Origin of the sequence: Xenorhabdus anantnagensis (assembly GCF_028598555.1) — a bacterium.
In the GTDB taxonomy this organism is placed as follows: Bacteria; Pseudomonadota; Gammaproteobacteria; order Enterobacterales; family Enterobacteriaceae; genus Xenorhabdus; species Xenorhabdus anantnagensis.
Map to the genome: position 1 here is coordinate 1 of NZ_JAQRFN010000005.1, position 17,504 is coordinate 17,504.

Annotated in this window: 14 protein-coding genes and 1 rRNA gene; 3 read left to right on the forward strand and 12 right to left on the reverse strand. The window is 41.0% G+C overall.

Annotated elements, in window-relative coordinates; all coding sequences use genetic code 11:
• Positions 1-50 precede the first annotated feature (50 nt).
• A 5S ribosomal RNA gene (gene rrf, locus PSI14_RS05405) occupies positions 51-166 on the forward strand.
• A gap of 63 nt (positions 167-229) precedes the next feature.
• Here the strand turns inward: rrf and PSI14_RS05410 are convergent.
• From PSI14_RS05410 to PSI14_RS05425, 4 genes are all read right to left on the reverse strand, one after another.
• Positions 230-583 carry a YfiM family lipoprotein gene (locus PSI14_RS05410; protein WP_273574851.1) on the reverse strand — a complete coding sequence of 118 codons (354 nt, stop codon included), beginning with the start codon at positions 581-583 and terminating at the stop codon, positions 230-232.
• A gap of 126 nt (positions 584-709) precedes the next feature.
• A complete protein-coding gene (gene pssA / locus PSI14_RS05415) occupies positions 710-2,068 on the reverse strand; it encodes a CDP-diacylglycerol--serine O-phosphatidyltransferase (RefSeq protein WP_273574853.1) in 1,359 nt (452 codons plus the stop codon).
• A gap of 183 nt (positions 2,069-2,251) precedes the next feature.
• Positions 2,252-4,894, reverse strand: coding sequence for a bifunctional acetate--CoA ligase family protein/GNAT family N-acetyltransferase (locus tag PSI14_RS05420; protein WP_273574855.1), 2,643 nt, complete (start codon positions 4,892-4,894; stop codon positions 2,252-2,254).
• 126 nt (positions 4,895-5,020) lie between these two features.
• A complete protein-coding gene (locus tag PSI14_RS05425) occupies positions 5,021-5,692 on the reverse strand; it encodes a tRNA-uridine aminocarboxypropyltransferase (protein WP_273574857.1) in 672 nt (223 codons plus the stop codon).
• Between the two features lie 134 nt (positions 5,693-5,826).
• Between PSI14_RS05425 and PSI14_RS05430 the strand changes: the two genes are divergently transcribed.
• Complete coding sequence (locus PSI14_RS05430) at positions 5,827-6,864, forward strand: tRNA/rRNA methyltransferase (RefSeq protein ID WP_273574858.1); 1,038 nt, start codon at positions 5,827-5,829, stop codon at positions 6,862-6,864.
• Between the two features lie 166 nt (positions 6,865-7,030).
• On the opposite strand, the gene emrB is transcribed toward PSI14_RS05430, so the two are convergent.
• The 8 genes from emrB to proV all read right to left on the reverse strand — a co-directional run bounded on the left by emrB (position 7,031) and on the right by proV (position 15,441).
• The gene (gene emrB / locus PSI14_RS05435) at positions 7,031-8,572 is read right to left on the reverse strand and encodes a multidrug efflux MFS transporter permease subunit EmrB (protein ID WP_273574859.1); all 1,542 of its coding nucleotides are present in this window, start codon (positions 8,570-8,572) and stop codon (positions 7,031-7,033) included.
• A gap of 9 nt (positions 8,573-8,581) precedes the next feature.
• On the reverse strand, positions 8,582-9,835 hold the full coding sequence (gene emrA / locus PSI14_RS05440; protein ID WP_273574860.1) for a multidrug efflux MFS transporter periplasmic adaptor subunit EmrA: 1,254 nt from the start codon (positions 9,833-9,835) through the stop codon (positions 8,582-8,584).
• 238 nt (positions 9,836-10,073) lie between these two features.
• The gene (mprA, locus tag PSI14_RS05445) at positions 10,074-10,589 is read right to left on the reverse strand and encodes a transcriptional repressor MprA (protein WP_092518158.1); all 516 of its coding nucleotides are present in this window, start codon (positions 10,587-10,589) and stop codon (positions 10,074-10,076) included.
• A 129-nt stretch (positions 10,590-10,718) separates the two neighbouring features.
• The gene (gene ygaH, locus PSI14_RS05450) at positions 10,719-11,054 is read right to left on the reverse strand and encodes an L-valine transporter subunit YgaH (protein ID WP_273574861.1); all 336 of its coding nucleotides are present in this window, start codon (positions 11,052-11,054) and stop codon (positions 10,719-10,721) included.
• 5 nt (positions 11,055-11,059) lie between these two features.
• Positions 11,060-11,824, reverse strand: a complete 765-nt coding sequence (locus PSI14_RS05455; RefSeq protein WP_273575046.1) for an AzlC family ABC transporter permease — start codon at positions 11,822-11,824, stop codon at positions 11,060-11,062.
• Between the two features lie 240 nt (positions 11,825-12,064).
• Positions 12,065-13,027, reverse strand: coding sequence for a glycine betaine/L-proline ABC transporter substrate-binding protein ProX (gene proX, locus PSI14_RS05460; protein ID WP_370688822.1), 963 nt, complete (start codon positions 13,025-13,027; stop codon positions 12,065-12,067).
• Positions 13,028-13,061: 34 nt separating this feature from the next.
• Positions 13,062-14,249 (reverse strand): glycine betaine/L-proline ABC transporter permease ProW, encoded by a 1,188-nt coding sequence (gene proW / locus PSI14_RS05465; RefSeq protein ID WP_273574864.1) that lies wholly within the window; start codon positions 14,247-14,249, stop codon positions 13,062-13,064.
• Positions 14,239-15,441 carry a glycine betaine/L-proline ABC transporter ATP-binding protein ProV gene (gene proV / locus PSI14_RS05470; RefSeq protein ID WP_273574865.1) on the reverse strand — a complete coding sequence of 401 codons (1,203 nt, stop codon included), beginning with the start codon at positions 15,439-15,441 and terminating at the stop codon, positions 14,239-14,241. The genes proW and proV overlap by 11 nt, the downstream gene beginning before the upstream one ends.
• Before the next feature lie 1,521 nt (positions 15,442-16,962).
• Between proV and PSI14_RS05475 the strand changes: the two genes are divergently transcribed.
• A complete protein-coding gene (locus tag PSI14_RS05475; protein WP_273574866.1) occupies positions 16,963-17,448 on the forward strand; it encodes a methylated-DNA--[protein]-cysteine S-methyltransferase in 486 nt (161 codons plus the stop codon).
• Positions 17,449-17,504 lie beyond the last annotated feature (56 nt).

Sequence of the window (17,504 nt, forward strand, 5' to 3'; positions counted from 1 at the left end):
ACCGGGTTTCAAATGGTCAACAGCTTGTTCGGGATTGAACACAGGATTTGTCTGGCGGCAACAGCGCGGTGGTCCCACCTGACCCCATGCCGAACTCAGCAGTGAAACACCGTAGCGCCGATGGTAGTGTGGGGTCTCCCCATGTGAGAGTAGGACACTGCCAGACAACTAATCAGCCAGAAAAGCCATCCGCTCGCGGATGGCTTTTTTGCATTTGGGGATTTAAAAATTATTTCATGGATTGGTATAAACTATAACCAGCTACTGCTCCTGCTATATCATAAGCAATATCATGCCAACTCCAGCCTGTTCCTGATGGTCGGCTATCATAAAGTTCTTTTGCTGCACCAATACTGACTGATAGTAATACACCAAGTTGTGCACTTTCACGATGTCCCCAATTTTGACGATCGCCATAAGCATTTCCTGCGGCAGCTACAATTGCAGAAAATAAAAAATGTTGTGCTTTATCTTTTCCTGTCCAGTTATCATTTGATTGACGCAAATTAGAGCAAGAAGTAGTCAATAGGATAGGGAAAATTATTAATATATTTTTTATTAGGATGATGATGTTTTTTTTCATCGTAATCTATGCCATGATTTATTTTCTTAAAATCATAGCTGTTTGATAAGTAATATACAAAAAATCCCCTCAGGCAATAACGAGAGGGGATTTTAAAAATATTAATTATCAACTAGTTAACTATTTTTATAGTATCCTATTGATTAGTCGGTCTACTCTAATACGGCGTAAACGTCGTATTAGTTTCCGTACCTTAACAGGATAGAGCTGGATACTTTCCAGTTCCTGATAATCATAAATAATTTTGGTATGAGTACGAATGCAATCTAGCTCCATTGTGCGTTGTTCTTTCATCTCTTGATGGGGATCGTGAATAAGAATGGCATTTTCTAGATCCAACCCCCACGCACGAGGATTAAGATTATTACCAGTAATTAATTGCCATTTATTATCAATCCAGATCCCTTTTAAGTGATAAGTATTATCTTGGTCTTTCCATAACCGGATAGTTAATTGCTGGTTATTGATAAATTTTTGCAGTCGACTAGCAAAACGACGCAAATTAATTTCATACAAATAAGGCAATGCACCAATGATCTTAAATGGTTCTTCTGGTGGAATATAAAAATCATTGGCGGTTTTGTCTCCAATGATAATCTCAACCTGTTTTCCTTGACGGAGTAGCCGAGATATTGCTCGCACCAGCACTGCCGGTAAATTGAAATAAGGTGTACAGATAACCAACTTATCTTCGGTACAAGACATGAGATGATAAATGGTTTTGTTCAGTAGATTCTTTTTCCCCAACCCAACAAGAGGAGTTACCGCCAATTCTTCATTTGATGCTTGATTTTCAACGTGATACTCGGAATTTCTCAATGAAGCACGAAATTGACGGATCAAACTTTTAATTTCAAGACTACGAGGACGATTGTAGTTGGCCAAATTCTTTACGGCTTCAGCACTAATAATACAGTCATCAATAAATTGCTTCATGACCGAGGCAAGTTTTGCGTTATGCAATATATGATAACGATCATAACGATATTTTTCATAACGGTGCAGATAGACATCATTAATGCTGGCTCCGCTATAAATAACCGTATCATCAAAGATGAACCCTTTTAGATGTAAAACTCCCAGTGCTTCACGTGTATTCACCGGAACACCCAGAATAGGAATATTAACACCAGGATATCTTTCAGTCATGGAACAGTACCAATCTGCATTTGTTGCCGCAGCTGCTACACCAATCCGACCACGTTGAGCACGATGCCAATCAACCAGAATTTTGATATCCAATTCTGGGCGATTTTTTTTTGCAACATATAGCGCAGTCAGAATATCCCATCCGGCATCATCATTTTCTAAATATAATGCAGCGATATAAATACGTTTTTGGGCATTTGCAATGTGCTCTAGTAAGGCACTGCGAAACACTTTAGTTTGATAAAGAGTCTCAATGTCAGCAACTGACTGTGGTAGCTTAGGCAGTTGTGCAAGGTGTTGTTGGTGTTTTGCTTGCTTAAATATGGACAACATCACAGTGCGTTTTTTCTCTTAGTTTAGATGGAGTCAATACCATCATAAGGTGTATGAATAAAAATGAATTGACGATAATACCATTAGTTTCGTTCATTGTGAGTATGAATTAACGTTCCTGAGATGATTGGTCTAACTCTGTGCAATTTATCACGAATCATGAGATATATGCTGAAATTAGAGTTGCTAAAGTTTCAACATAAGATTAACAATGCCATCTTCTAACTGTATATCAATAGTAAATCCAAGTTTTTTCGCCAGTTGAATCATGTTACGGTTTTCAGGCATAGTGATGGCTGTTAGTGCCTGAATACCATGTTCCCTTGTGTAGTGGATCAACTTAGTCATAAGCTGATAGCCTAACGAAATTCCCTTGAGATCTGATCGAACTAATATCGCAAATTCTGCTTCGATATTATCGGGATCGGCCATGGCACGAGCGACACCAATAATTTCAGGTGTTGTTGTTGGATGGCGGATCGCCACAAATGCCATTTCTCGGTCGTAGTCAATTTGGGTCATGTTTGCGAGATCATCATGAGTAAACTCGCTGATTTCACTGAAATAGCGGTAATAAAGATCTTCTTTTGTCACTTGACCGATAAATTCTTTCAACAAAGGTTCATCTTCCGGCAGGATTGGTCTTAGAAAACACTTAAGATCGTCTTTTATATAGATAGTTTCTTCCAGTTCATTGGGATAAGGCCGGATAGCAAGTCTTTTGCGAGGATCGCCTGTTACTGGCGTCAATTCCATTGCTACATCCAATAGAGTGAACTCATTGCCTGATGCAAGCAGTGGATGGATATTCATGCGAATAATTTGAGGGCAGTCGATCAGAAGATTGGATACTCTGACCAATAACTGACTGAGGGCAAGAATATCCAGAGGTAAAATTGAGCCACCAGATTTTATTTTGCCACTCTTAATTGCCTGAATAACCAGATAACGGGCTAATGCCATATTAAGGGGGGGAAGGGCGACTGCTGCTTGTGTTTCATGTATCCAATCAATTCCCCCTTCTCCCAGCATGATTAAGGGACCAAATATCTCGTCTTGTTCAATAGAAATTCTTAACTCTTGTGCACCAGCCCGGTTAGCCATGCTTTGTACTAGCAATCCATGAATTCTGGCTTGCGGGAAGTTTTGTTTGACACGTTCAATAATCGCTTGTGCTGCTGTTTTCACTTCATCGGCATTACGTAAATAAAGCATTACTCCCTGAACTTCTGATTTATGTGGAATATCTGGTGAGCGAAGTTTTAATGCCACAGGGTAGCCAATTTTTTCTGCAATATTGACTGCATCGTCACTGGTGTGAGCGATCCAAGTTGGCAAAGTATTTAAACCGTAAGCATCAATGATAGGTTGTACTTCATGGGTATCCAGCCAGACATGCCCGTTATCAAGGGCATGTTGTATACATTCATGGGCTCGTGCCGTATTTGATGTAATGCCAATTGGTAAAGATGGTGTTTCTTTTAGCTGTTTTTGGTTTCGTTGATATTCCACCATATGCATAAATGCGGTAATGGCTCCTTCAGGCGTCCGATAAGTCGGAATACCGGCTTCACTGAACAAGCGTCGAGCTTCTAATGAAGAATATTCTCCGCACCAATTAGTAAAAATGGTGATCCATTTTCCACGAGGATGTTCTTTAATGGTCTGTATAACCCGAACTGCTGTCGTTTGGCTGTGGGATATGGCACAAGGAGAATGGATTAGCAGCAAGGCATCATAATCGTGGTTATCCAAAAGTAGTTTGAGTGCAGTAATATACTGCTCGGTTGAGGAATCATCACCAATATCTAATGGATTACGTAAAATAAACATATTGGGCAAGATAGCAGATAATCCATTGAGCGTTTCCTCTCCTAACATAGCGAGCTTGCCTGTTCTTCTGAGTAATTCATCCAGCGCCATGGCCGCTGGTGCTGTACCATTACTGACGATTAATAAACGTTCCCCGCGCAATGGACGCATAAAACTCAATGTTTCCACAGCGGAAAACATTTCATGCGTATCCTGTACACGTAGTAATCCGGCACGTTGAATAGCAGCGTCATAAGCAGCATCAAAATTTTGTTGTTCTCCCAATAACTGCTGGGCTTTTCGGGTGCGGCTGCTTTTCACGACCAGAATAGGTTTATTGCGCGAAGCGCTTCGGGAGGCTGAAAGAAAACGTCGGGCATCGCTGATGTGTTCGAGGTGTAACAAAATGGCACTGGTCTTGCTGTCTCTTGCCAGAAAGTCGAGCAGGTCATCAATATCAATATCAACACTGTCTCCCAAGGCAATAAAATACGAAAAACCAATATTACGATGATTTGCCCAGTCCAGAATTGTGTTTGATATTGCTGCTGATTGCGAAATAAAAGCCAGTTTTCCCTTAAGAATAGGGATGGGTGAAAAACTGGCATTCAGCCCACACCAAGGCGCCAGAATGCCAAGGCTATTTGGTCCCAGAATTCGGATATGATGTTTTTGGCCGCATTGTTTCAATTCAGTAAATTGTACTGGTGGAGAGGATAAAATAATCACGGTTTTGCATCCGTGTTGAGCCAGTTGCTCCAGCAAAGACAAATTGCGGCTGTGATGAGTGCAGATCACCGCCAAATCCGGAGTCAATGGTAATTTATCGATTGAAGGATAAGCTAACACCCCTAAAACGGCAGATTTATTTGGTGTGACGGGAAGAATCGGTCCCGTAAACCCACCCATCAACAAATTCCGCATTAACATTGAGCTAGCTTTTTCTGGCTTTTCAGAAGCACCAATAACGGCGATAGATTTAGGGCGTAATAATGCTTCAAGTCCGCGCTGGCTCATTTTTGGGATTCCTCATCAGTTATCACATCAATAAACAATCACTATTGATTAAACAATTATCATGAATAACTTTGACCACAATCAGTCACTTTAGCGCGGATTGTCAAGCATTACTGTGATTTGCTCCTACAGATGATTAGATTTTCCTGCCAGATATTGTTCACGAAAATGATTGAAATGGCACAATAATGATTGTGACGCTTCAACATCCCCTGCCAATTCTAGTGCCGCAGCTGCAACTTCGGCGGTACAATGCTGCTCTGTTCTGGAAGGAACCCGAAGTAAATAGTCCATTTTGGCAATGCCATTAATAGATAACAGAGGAATATCATCCAAATATGGACTTTTGCGAAACATTTTTCTTGCTTCGGGCCAAGTACCATCCAATATAATGAACAGAGGTGATTTTGGGTTATCAGGGATCTTCTGATACACCGTTCGAGAAGGCGTGGCATAACTGTCCGGGAAGATCAGGTAGGGTTGTCGGGTTGGATCGCGCAACACTTCAAGCAGTTGTTGATCTGGCTCGGTTCTGGACCAGAGAAAAGCGTGTGTATCGGGCAGAATATCTGCAATCAACTTTCCGGTATTACTGGGTTTCATTGGCTCAGTATCAAACATGATGAGACAGAAGCGGCTTGCTGCATTTGCTGGTGAAATCATTTCACACAGGCATTTTTTTTGGGGTAATAAACAATGCGGGCAACGCTGCACCCGGCAACCCCTTGCCTGAAAAGGGCGGGTAGAACGGGCAAGGCGATGTTGGCGAAGCTGATAAACGGCGTTGTTATTTCTCATTTAAGAACTCAAACATGTCTGTGGATAAAGCCAATAAAAAATTAGCGGATATTTTAATGGATTGTCGTTGCCAGAGGTAGCTTCGGGCGCGTACATCGGGTAATCTTCGCGCCATAACGTAGTTGGAGAAATAAATGAACGATTCCTATAGTGGTAAAAGTGGCAAAGTCAAAGTAATGTATGTCCGCAATGAGGACAATAACGATAGCCGTAAAGGCGGTGATCGTCGTAAAAACAGTGACAACCGTAAAAATGATAAACGTCCGTTTGGTAAAGGGCGTGAGCAAGATGACCGTCGTCGTGACAATGATCGTCCGGCACGTTCAGGCGATAGTTCTCCATGGAAAACGATCTCTCGCCCTGAGGGAGAATCTTTAAAGCTAGAGCATAGTGGTATCAGTGGCAAAAGTCATATTGATCCTGAACAGCTTCGCCGCCAGCGTTTGGAAGAAACCCGTATCTATGGGGAAAACGCTTGTCAGGCAATGTACCAGAACCGCCCTGATGCGATTGTTCGGGCTTGGTTTGTTCAATCAGTCACCCCGCGTTTTCGCAATGCACTGAAATGGATGGCGGCAAATCGCAAAGCTTACCATGTGGTTGACGATGAAGAACTATCTAAGGCATCAGGTACAGAGCATCATGGTGGCGTATGTTTCCTGATTAAGAAACGCAATGGCTTGGATGCGGAAACTTATTTGCAGCAGGCCCCGGCGAAAGATTGTGTGTTGGCATTGGAAAACGTAGGCAATCCACATAATCTTGGGGCAATTATGCGTAGTTGTGCGCATTTTGGCGTGCAGGGTGTGATTTTGCAGGATACGTCGATGCTGGAATCAGGCGCGGCTGTCCGTACAGCAGAGGGAGGTGCTGAACACATCAAAGGTATTGATGCAGATGGATTTACGGCTACGCTGAGTAAGTTCCGTAATGAAGGTTACACCATTGTGACTACATCAAGTCATAAAGGCAGCACAACACTGGCACAAGCAACATTACCGGAAAAAATGGTCTTGGTATTGGGTCAGGAAAGTGACGGATTAAGTGACAGTACTTGGGAAGATGGCGACATCCGCCTTTCCATCGGTGGAACTGGTCGAGTGGAGAGCCTGAACGTTTCTGTTGCAACAGGTATTATGCTGGCGGAATGGTGGCGCCAGAATAAAGTGTAATCTTTATATAGATCAGTTCTCAAGTTGCTATTTAGTTAAAGATGAGTGACTGGAAAACAGAAAGAGATAGTTTAATCGCCATTATTAATTGGCCCTGATTATTTAGTCAGCAGTCCATAACGGGAGTAAGTACTCCCGTTAAAACAGTATATTTAATGAAATAAATTTAATGCGCTCCTCCCTGATCTTTGCCCCCGGCAGAAAAAGGCGGTTTTGCCATCCAGATCAATAAGATCAAGACAAGAAATGCACCTGCTGAAAGCCAAAATATTTCATTGGCTGAGATAATTAATCCTTGGTGTGTGATCTCTTTTGCCAGATAAGCTGAGATTTGTTCATCATTCATACCCAGTTGAGAAAGCTGCTGATGAATTTGCTGATAATCGGGGTTATATGGGTTGATGTTTGCTACAAAATTGGCATGGTGTATGGATTCACGCTGTGTCCATATTGTAGTTGTGAGGGATGTTCCGATTGAACCCGACAGTATACGGGTAAAATTTGACAGGCTGGAAGCCGAGGCCATTCGCTCTGGTGCTAGCCCTGATAATGTAATGGTTGTCAATGGCATAAAGAAACATGCCATGGCAAGCCCCTGAACAAATTGAGGCCATGCGACGGCGGCAAAATCCATGCCGGGTTCAAAGGTATATGCTCGCCAATAGAAACAAATAGCATAAGTGACGAAACTGAATGTCACGATATAGCGCATATCTATCTTGTGACCAAATTTACCAATGACGGGGGACAGCAATAGTGGTAGCAATCCTACAGGTGCGGCTGCAAAGCCAGCCCAAGTTGCGGTATAGCCGAAAACTTCTTGCAGCAGTTGTGGCAGTAAAACAATCGAACCAAAGTACATCATGAAACCAAGGCTGATACTCAGTGTCCCAATGGAAAAATTGCGTTGTTTAAACAGAGATAGATCGATTATCGGATGATCATCAGTTAGTTCCCATATAATCAAGAAAATGAGTGCGACAATCGCAATAATAGTAAGGACAATAATCTCCGTGGAGTGAAACCAATCAAGTTCTTTGCCTTGATCAAGCATAATTTGCAGGCTGCCTATACCAATCACCAGCAAAAATAGCCCAGTAATATCGATAGGGCGTATTTCTGTTTTTGTTTCTCGGCCGCGCAATAATTGCATGATGACAAAGATAATTGCGATACCAAGGGGAATATTGATGAAAAAAATCCATCCCCAATGATAATTGTCACTAATATAGCCGCCAAGGATAGGCCCACAAATGGGAGCAACCACGATCATTACTGACCACAGCGCCAATGCCATGTTTCGTTTAGCGATTGGATAGTTATTGAGTAGCAGACTTTGGCAAAGAGGAAGTACGGGGCCAGCCGCCAATCCTTGAACAACACGGAAGAAAATCAACATGCTGAGGCTGTTGGAAAGACCGCACAGCCAAGATGAAAGAGTAAAAATCGCGGTAGACCAGATGAACAATCTTACTTCACCAAAGCGCTTCGCTAGCCAACCGGTAATTGGAATGGAAATGGCGTTTGCGACACCGAAGGAAGTTATCACCCATGTTCCTTGTGAGCTTGATGCACCTAGATTACCAGCAATCGTCGGTATGGCGACGTTGGCAATGGTAGAGTCGAGAACAAGCATGAAAGTCGCCATTGAAAGAGTAATAGTCAAAAGAGCGAGTTTCGCACCTGTAAACGGTTCTCTTGTTACCATGCTTCCCCCTTAAGGTTGATTTCCTGAGTTACTGTTAATAATGTCAGTAACTATTTTGTTTACAGGAGCCATATTGATCGTCAAGGCATTGGTGTGGTAGGCAGGGAGAGTGCGTTCAGTTGTTGCCAATACTGTTCCATTGGTGTTCATCGTGTCTACAATGACTTTTGTGGATAACCCGATCCGCAGGGGGTGTTGTTTTAATTGTTCAGGATCAAGCGCAATACGGACTGGCAGGCGTTGTACAACCTTAATCCAGTTTCCGCTGGCATTTTGTGCTGGTAATATGGAAAAGGCGCTACCGGTTCCCATATCAATACCAACAACCTTGCCAGTATAGATAATATCATCACCATAGAAATCGCTGATGATTTTAGCGGGCTGACCAATACGCATATTTGCAAGTTGAGTTTCTTTGAAATTAGCGTCAATCCACATATTGTTGGCAGGTACGATCGCCATTAATGGGGTTCCTGAATTGATACGGGAGCCTATCTGAACGCCACGGCGAGCAACATAACCATCGACAGGGCTGACAATGTTGGTTCTCTGTAAGGTGAGCCATGCATCACGAACGCCTGAAGCTGCTTTTTCGACGGCTGGCTGTTTTTCCAGAGGAGTATCCAGAATAATAGCTTGATTGCTTTTATATTGGGCTATTGCAATATCCAGATCGGCTTGAGCAGCAGCAACGTTTTCACGCATATGTTGCAACTCTTCTTTACCGATTAAATTTCGAGTTCCCAGTACTTCCCTTCGGTTAAGGTCATTCTGGGCTTTTCTGAGAGCAATTTTTTTCAGCTCAATGATAGCTTGGTATCTTTTACTATCGACCATATGCTGATGAGTAGCCCGGACAGTATTGGCTAATTCATTTTCGGCTCGTTTCAAGGCCAGTTCGGCATCACGGGGATCGAGCTGGACGATGGGCTGACCACTTTTCACAAAATCAGTATCGTCAACATTAACAGTCACGACGCTGCCAGCAATTTGCGACATCACTTGTACTTTATTGCCGGAGACATAAGCATTTTCGGTCTCTTGTTGATAACGTAAAGTGATAAACCAGTAAACGGTATAACTTGCACCAAGTAAAAGGAAGAGTAACGTCAATAACGTAATGATGCTACGGCGTTTTCGTTTTTCAGAGCTATGTTTTTTAGAGCTATGTTTTTTAGGATCTTGTTTTTCAGCATCATTTTTTTTGCTCAAAGGAAGCGGCTCGGCGCTCGACGGAAGTGGTGTTTTCTCACTAACACTCATAGAGAGTCCCCGTATTTGTTCATAACTGATTATTGCTTGTATAGTTTTGCTGGATACAACACGCTTCCAGTAGTGCGTGTTTACACTACTGGAAGGGTGAACGGTATGGATTGAAATATTATCTGAAGATAATAGCAGCCATATGGAGTATCAGATGATACAGGCTTGTAGAAAAGTTTTTTAGGTCATGTTGCTATAACATGCTTTCTTGGTTCAAAACTGTTTAGAAGAAGGGAAATCACTTACTTAAACAATCACCAATGTTATCTAATTGCCCTAAAATTTTTCTCATTAATTTCTCTAATTGCTCTTTCTCATTTAAATCAAGAATAGACCAAAGTTTGATTAGGCATTCATGCTGAGGTGGGAGCAAACTATTCAAGAAATTTGAACCTTTATCTGTAAGATGAAGATGGAGACAACGACGATCGTTATGGCTCTCCTTTCTCTCTATCCAACCTTGCTTTTCTAATTCATCTGCAATTCGGGTTGCATTTGTACGGGAAGAGCCTAATGCAGCACTAAGTTCTGATGGCTGAATGCTACGACTGTCTTTGGTATCCAGAATCATCAGAGCCATAAACAAGGTTTCATTGATTCCTTGTGCTTTCAGCATGTTATTGCGATTTTCCAGAAGTTTACTCTGGACATGCATAGATAAGCGAGTGAGTAAAATCTCTTGATAGGGTAAACTCTTTTGCTGTGCTACACGGCAATTAAGTAACTCTTCTGTGGGAGTGAATGAACTTTCCATTGTTTAGATACCTTATTAGTTTCAACCGGTAAAGTAACTTCTGTTAAAAACCATACAAATACTATATTAAAAGTTAAATTTAGCAATTATAGTTATTTGTTATCATCATATTTCTTTTAATATTGATACCTAATTCATAAATACCTTGAATATTACACCAAAAACCACGGCACCAGATAGTGTAGAGATGATGATGCTTCGTGTTTTATAGAAGAAAAGGCAAATGGTTAGGCATCCAATTAAAGTCGGAAAAAATTTGTTGTGCTCTTCCATTATGTTAGGAATGCTTGAGACGATGAGGAGTGAGCAAATTGATGCAATACCAATGCTATCGAGTATGACTCCCATTTTCCCCGTTGTTCCTGTCGATGAGCGGTTACCTCCTAGGCGCAGAGGAAGATAGCGGAATAAAAAGTTGGCTACGCCTACAACAATTCCGATGAAAAAAATTTTATTATCAAACATATAATTTACTTTCCATGTGTTGTACTTGTATTCAACTGTGCATTTTTAGTTTGCAGAAGTGCTGCTACACATCCACTGATAATTCCCGCAAGAATGGCAACGGGTATTGAAAAAAATGTAATGCCCGTTAAAGCGCCTAATAAGGCAGCGGTAACACAGTAGCTGTTTTGTTTTTTGAATGATGCTAATAAAAAACTCAAAAATAGAGCCGGAAGCATAAATGTCATGGCGGCTTCAACAGCGGGATAAGAACTCAGATAACCATTGCCTAATATGGCGCCTGCTACAGTACCCAATACCCAAGAGAGCCAGGAGCATATTGCAATAGCGACCATCCAGTTTTCACTCCAACTCCGTTGGTTTTCAATTAGTTTGGTTGTGGCTGCTGCAAAAACTTCATCTGTCAGGCCAAAGGCCCAAATCACGGTTTTCTTTTCCGATAGTGTTTGCTTGATGCGATGGCGTAAGGCAGGGCCATACAAAATATGGCGGATATCCATTGCCATTACGGTCAGAGCCGAAACCCACAATGACATACCTGCGCTCAGTAAGGCGGTGATAACAAACTGGCTGGCTCCAGCATAAATGACACATGAAAAAAAGATGGCTTCTATGGGAGTAAATCCCAGTTTAATGGCGCTTAAGCCAAATGCAAAAGAGATAGGAATATAGCCAATGGCGATAGGGAGACTATCAAAAACACCTTCTTTAAATGAAGAAACCTTGTGTGGTTGAGCCGTCTCGGATTCTGATACATCAGATATTGGCATATCAGGTGCAGATTTATCAGGCATTGGCATGGAGTATTTTGTTTTTTTGTTAATAGATAAAACAACCTTAACAAAATATTATGAAAGTGAAAATATGAAATATATAAATTATTTAAATAATTCCATTGGGAACAAAGGATTTAGTGGTGGTATGAAGAACATGCACTGAATTGCCATGAATTTTATTAATATTTTCACGGCTATTCAGCACAGAGTAGAGGGAGAAGGTCAATTTACACTTTAATTAGCGGCTTTTTTTGCTGCTTTTAGCCAATGATCTACTGTTTTATGGTGTGACTTGATCCAGCCTTCAGCTTGGCGTTCAATATCAGCTTCAGAAACTTTATTGCTATGCATATGTTGATTTTGAGCATTGATATCAGCAATGGGTAGAGTCATAACAGCAAAAAGTTTTGCCGCAGCGGGATTTTTATCTGCCCATGCTTTGTTTGCCACGATATGCATGGTACTGGGAGGGAAACCATAGTTACGGCCATTGGGCAACTGGGTATCAATTGTTTCTCCGTCACCAAGGGCGGAAAAGGGCACTTGAAGCCAGACGACATCTTTCCCGGGTTTCAGCACATCGCTAACCCAGTAAGGTGTCCAAGCATAATAGAGGATAGGTTTACCTTCCCGATAACGGGCAATAGTATCTGCCATCATGGCAGCATAATTGCCCTGATTATGCTTCACGGTATTTTTCAATCCATAAGCCTTCAATTGACTGTTGATCACTTTTTCGCATCCCCACCCAGGGTTACAGCCTGTTAAATCAGCTTTTCCATCTCCATTGCTATCAAACAGTTTGGCCAGTTTAGGATCTTTTAATTGAGTGATATTGGTGATGTGGTATTTTTCTGCCGTTTTTTTATCAATCAGATATCCCTGAACCGCATTAACGACATAATTTCCCTTACGGTAGAATATGTTATCCCCCCCTGCCGCTTTGTATGAGGCATCATGGAGCGGCACCCAATTGACGGCCATAAATGTGCCGTCACCGGCAGCAATGGAAGCATAAGCGACATTATAATCAACCTCCTTGATCGGTTTGACATCATAGCCGAGTTCTTTTAATGCCTTGCAGACAATCAAAGTCTGAAATGTTTCTTCGCTGATGGTACTTTGCAAAGGTTGTACACTGATTCCTTTGCCCGGAAGTTCAGTCGCAGATGCCACAGATGATAAAGAAAGGCCCATGAATGCTATTAGAAATGCTCCAAAAATTATCCCCTTATTTATGAGTTTTTTGCGTAAGGCGGTTATGCGCATGATTGTTTCCTCCTTTTTTTGTCAGGATGGATATCGTTTTTAGAGGATTGTTTTGACTGGCACCATTTTGGTTTTGATGGGCAATTTTTTTTCTTATTGGGAGAATTGAGAGAAAAAGTAGGCGAAGTAACCCTATTGGCCCAGAATGATACCAGTAGCCTCCTTTGGTTCGATTATTTTTTCCCATAGATTGGGTCAGGCGATCAAGAATAATGGCGAGAATAACAATTCCTGTACCGCCAACAGATGCTAACCCTATATCAAGACGACCAATACCGCGCAATACCATCTGCCCCAAGCCGCCAACCGCAATCATGGAAGCAATGACGACCATGGAAAGCGCCAGCATTAATGTCTGATTCACACCAGCCATAATCGTAGGCATCGCCAGCGGAAGTTGAACCTTGAATAACATCTGTCGTGGACTTGCTCCAAATGATCTGGCGGCCTCAATTAAATCTGATGGAACTTGTTTTATTCCCAAAATTGTCAGACGAATAATGGGAGGCAAAGCAAAAATGATTGTGACCATGACGCCGGGTACATTACCTATACCAAACAGCATGACAATAGGAATGAGATAAACAAAAGCGGGAGTCGTTTGCATAGCATCCAGCAAGGGACGAACAATTTTGGCTAGTCGTTCATTGCGAGCCAACCAGATCCCGAGAGGAAGTCCGATTATAATGCAGAACAATAGGGCGGTAAGCACGAGAGCCATTGTGATCATAGCTTCTGTCCATGCACCAATGGCACCGATCATGATCAATGAAATTAAGGAAACCGCACCTATTCCAGCACCAGCAAGTTGCCAGGCCAGCAATGCGAAAAACAGAATAGTGATGGGAGGGGGCAATGTCATCAGGAATTGTTCAAAGCCGTTGAGGATAAAATCTACGGGGACACGAATTACCTGAAAAACTGGCCGGAAATGTACGACAACCCAATCAACAATATTGGTCACCCATGAATCAAACGGAATTAGCTTGTGCTGAAAAGGTGACATGATATTAAAGTGTTCTGGAGGAATATCAGTTGCAGATGTATTCAGCCAATCATAGTTTGATGAGGGAGAAGCGGTGGCGCTGTCTATCCAAGGATCACTGCCGATAGCAGGAGCTGTGACTGCTTGTGGAGAGTTATTGTTCATTGGGGGTCTCCTTATCTAAAGCCTGTAGCAATATTCCTTTGGAAATGATGCCTAAATAACGACCATCGTCATCGATGACAGGAACTGCGCAGGGAGATTGTGCGACGGTGGATATCAATTCATTCAGAGGAATATCTGCCGAAACGGCGGCTGGTTCTTCCAATATGGCATGTTCAATGGACTTTTTTTCTGTCAATGCTTGTTGCAGGGAATTGACAGACACCACGCCAATAAACTTTTGGCCTCTTTCGATCAAATAGCCATAATTTCTGTCCTCATTATCCAGTACTTTCAATGCAGAGCGGGGGCCAAAACCTGCTGCGGTATGAAGCAGTGCTTCTGGCCGACGGCGGGCAATATCTTTTGCTGAGAAGACATGGCTGATATTCACACCACGGAAGAAAGTTTTGACATAATCGTTAGCGGGATTATTCAAAATCTCATCAGGTGTACCGACCTGGACGACAATGCCGCCTTGCATGATGGCAATGCGATCACCGATACGCATTGCCTCATCCAAATCATGGGAAATAAAAACAACGGTACGTTGATGCTCTCCTTGCAGGCGCAGTAGTTCATCTTGCATTTCAGTACGTATTAGAGGATCGAGAGCTGAAAAGGCCTCATCCATTAACAGAATATCAGGATTGTTGGCCAAAGCTCTGGCTAGCCCAATACGTTGCTGCATACCACCGGAAAGTTCATCGGGGTATGATAGGGCATAGCTTTCCAGATTAACTTGTTTCAGCGTTTCAAATGCTTTTTGATGGCGCTCTTCTTTTGGGATACCGGCAAGCTCCATGCCAAACGCCGTATTCTCAAGAATATTCAAATGTGGCATCAGCGCAAATGACTGGAATACCATGCTGATTTTACTGCGACGAACTTCCCGTAACTGGGTTTCTGTGATGGTGGAAATATCCTCATTATCGATAAGTACCTGACCTTTGGTAGGTTCTATCAGGCGATTGAGAAGACGTACTAGTGTGGATTTACCTGAACCAGATAACCCCATGATCACAAATATTTCGCCTTCTTCAATGACCAGATTGGTATTTTGAACACCGACAGTGAGACCCGTTTTTTCGAATATTTGTTCTTTGCTGAGACCGGATGCTAATAGCCTGAATGCAGGCTCAGGATTATCGCCAAATATTTTATAGAGATTCTTAACTTCAAGTTTGATGGTCATGGAATAAATATTTCCTGTTGTTTATGATGATATATTGTTTTTGAACGCTCCAGCACTATATTTACCAACATATACCCTAACATATTGAAATGCACTGACAACACCTTATTTAAAATTATTAATAAAAATGATATTTATTCAATTGCATTTGGTGGTGTAATGGATTCATTTGTTTGGATTATTTTCCAATTTTTCAGAAAACAAAAAACTATCACTATGAATTATGATAATTTATTTTCAGGAGTGATATTGCATTGGTTTTTATAGATTTTTCAGGCTTTATCACCTACTTTTTAGATAAGATTTAGTTCATTAATAAGTTAATTTTTTAATAAACAAAATAAGGTTTTTGATAGGTTAACAGTTTAAATTATCATTGCAATATGTTTATAGGGTTTCTGGGTATAATTATATGTGTAATATTTTAAATGGTGTTTTTGTGGAATATAAATATTGATATAACAATGGAATGTGTTTTTTATATTTATTTTTTGTTCTGATTCATTTAATAGAAGAGCGAAATTGAATATCAGAGATTAATATTTATTTCTGAGACTTGATTTTTTATTGCTAAGTTGTCAGTGGATTTTTATATTAAACAGTATGTTAATGGATAGTGATCTGAGTATCTGAGGATTGATAAAATAGCAGGAGCATTGTAAGTCCTGAGTTATTTTTTTGCAGTATTTCACTGTATGCCAAATAGGCTGAAAATTGCAACAATCAGCAAAAATTGCAGAAGTTATCCATAATTACACCATCAAATGATGGAGTAAGTGAGTATACACCCTTCGTCTTTTGTCTTTTATCTTCCAAGTTTCTATTTTGTTGGTAGGGTTTTCCATTTTTGCCACTGCTCTCCAACTTGAAATCTTTTAGATCTGATTCGTAATTCCACAGTTTGAAAGATAAAAAATGCTTACTGTTCAGGAACCAGAGCATGAGGGCATTTCTACGTTGTATGTGCCTTGTAGAAAAGCCTGAGCCATAATTGAGGTATGATTTTCATCACGGTTTGTAGTGAACGCTTTTAATGATTGGATATAACTGGCTTTTTTGCTCCATTAGATTAATGAGTTCCGGTGTAGTGTATCTCTTTCGGGAGATTTCCCCCCTGATTATTGTTCTGTAACTTGAAATCTACTGGGTATATACCACAAGTGTTTGCTATAAATGATAACACTTCTAGTAAAATTTCTTGGTGTTATATATTATTAACAGTAATAAAAACTAACACTCGTATATTATATTGAGATAATTCATTTTTGAAATAAATGCTATATATGGCGATAATAATATAGATTTTATCTATATATAGTGTTTTTATCTTTTTTAAATAGGTGACATTAAAAATAAAGTGTCATAACTTATTGGCAGAGCCATAATTTTAATTGTCAGAGGGCGCGATGGTTTCTTTATCAAATTGTCAGATGTGTAACCGAATTCATCATTGCAAATTGATGAACGAGAGATTTAGGCTAGTACAGAAATTTTCAATAATAAATTAAATGGAGGTAGTTTATGTATCATCATTACCTGAATACTCCAGAAGGATTTCCCAAGCCTTATGTACATATCAGTGCGGACGATGAAGGAGTAACCAGCATCTATTTCGTCAACGAAAAGGAAAAATTAGAATCTAAAAGTGTTATTACTAAGCAGTGTGCAAAAGAATTACAGGAGTATTTCAAAGGAAAGCGGATAACTTTTACAGTTCCTTTAAGTATGCAGGGAACTGAATTCCAAAAGCGCGTCTGGCAGCAGCTTTGTAACATCCCTTATGGCGAAATGTGGAGCTATAAACAATTGGCACTAACGTTGGGATCAGTAAATTATTGTCGTGCAGTCGGTATGGCGAATTCACGCAATCCTATTTCATTGATTGTGCCTTGTCATCGAGTGATCGGGCACGATGGTAAATTGGTTGGCTATACCGGTGGGCTAGATATCAAAGGATGGCTACTAGAGCATGAAAAGAACAGAAAATCGAAAAGTAAACAGAGTTGAAATAAAACGCTAATTTATTTGTGAAATCACCATTAGCGTATAAAATCAATCCATGT

Bases quoted from the DNA above. Each gene is read 5' to 3' on its own strand.
- PSI14_RS05410 (WP_273574851.1), bottom strand. From the start codon at position 583: ATGAAAAAAAACATCATCATCCTAATAAAAAATATATTAATAATTTTC.
- PSI14_RS05420 (WP_273574855.1), bottom strand. From the start codon at position 4,894: ATGAGCCAGCGCGGACTTGAAGCATTATTACGCCCTAAATCTATCGCC.
- PSI14_RS05425 (WP_273574857.1), bottom strand. From the start codon at position 5,692: ATGAGAAATAACAACGCCGTTTATCAGCTTCGCCAACATCGCCTTGCC.
- PSI14_RS05430 (WP_273574858.1), top strand. From the start codon at position 5,827: ATGAACGATTCCTATAGTGGTAAAAGTGGCAAAGTCAAAGTAATGTAT.
- emrB (WP_273574859.1), bottom strand. From the start codon at position 8,572: ATGGTAACAAGAGAACCGTTTACAGGTGCGAAACTCGCTCTTTTGACT.
- emrA (WP_273574860.1), bottom strand. From the start codon at position 9,835: ATGAGTGTTAGTGAGAAAACACCACTTCCGTCGAGCGCCGAGCCGCTT.
- mprA (WP_092518158.1), bottom strand. From the start codon at position 10,589: ATGGAAAGTTCATTCACTCCCACAGAAGAGTTACTTAATTGCCGTGTA.
- ygaH (WP_273574861.1), bottom strand. From the start codon at position 11,054: ATGTTTGATAATAAAATTTTTTTCATCGGAATTGTTGTAGGCGTAGCC.
- PSI14_RS05455 (WP_273575046.1), bottom strand. From the start codon at position 11,824: ATGCCAATATCTGATGTATCAGAATCCGAGACGGCTCAACCACACAAG.
- proX (WP_370688822.1), bottom strand. From the start codon at position 13,027: ATGGGCCTTTCTTTATCATCTGTGGCATCTGCGACTGAACTTCCGGGC.
- proW (WP_273574864.1), bottom strand. From the start codon at position 14,249: ATGAACAATAACTCTCCACAAGCAGTCACAGCTCCTGCTATCGGCAGT.
- proV (WP_273574865.1), bottom strand. From the start codon at position 15,441: ATGACCATCAAACTTGAAGTTAAGAATCTCTATAAAATATTTGGCGAT.
- PSI14_RS05475 (WP_273574866.1), top strand. From the start codon at position 16,963: ATGTATCATCATTACCTGAATACTCCAGAAGGATTTCCCAAGCCTTAT.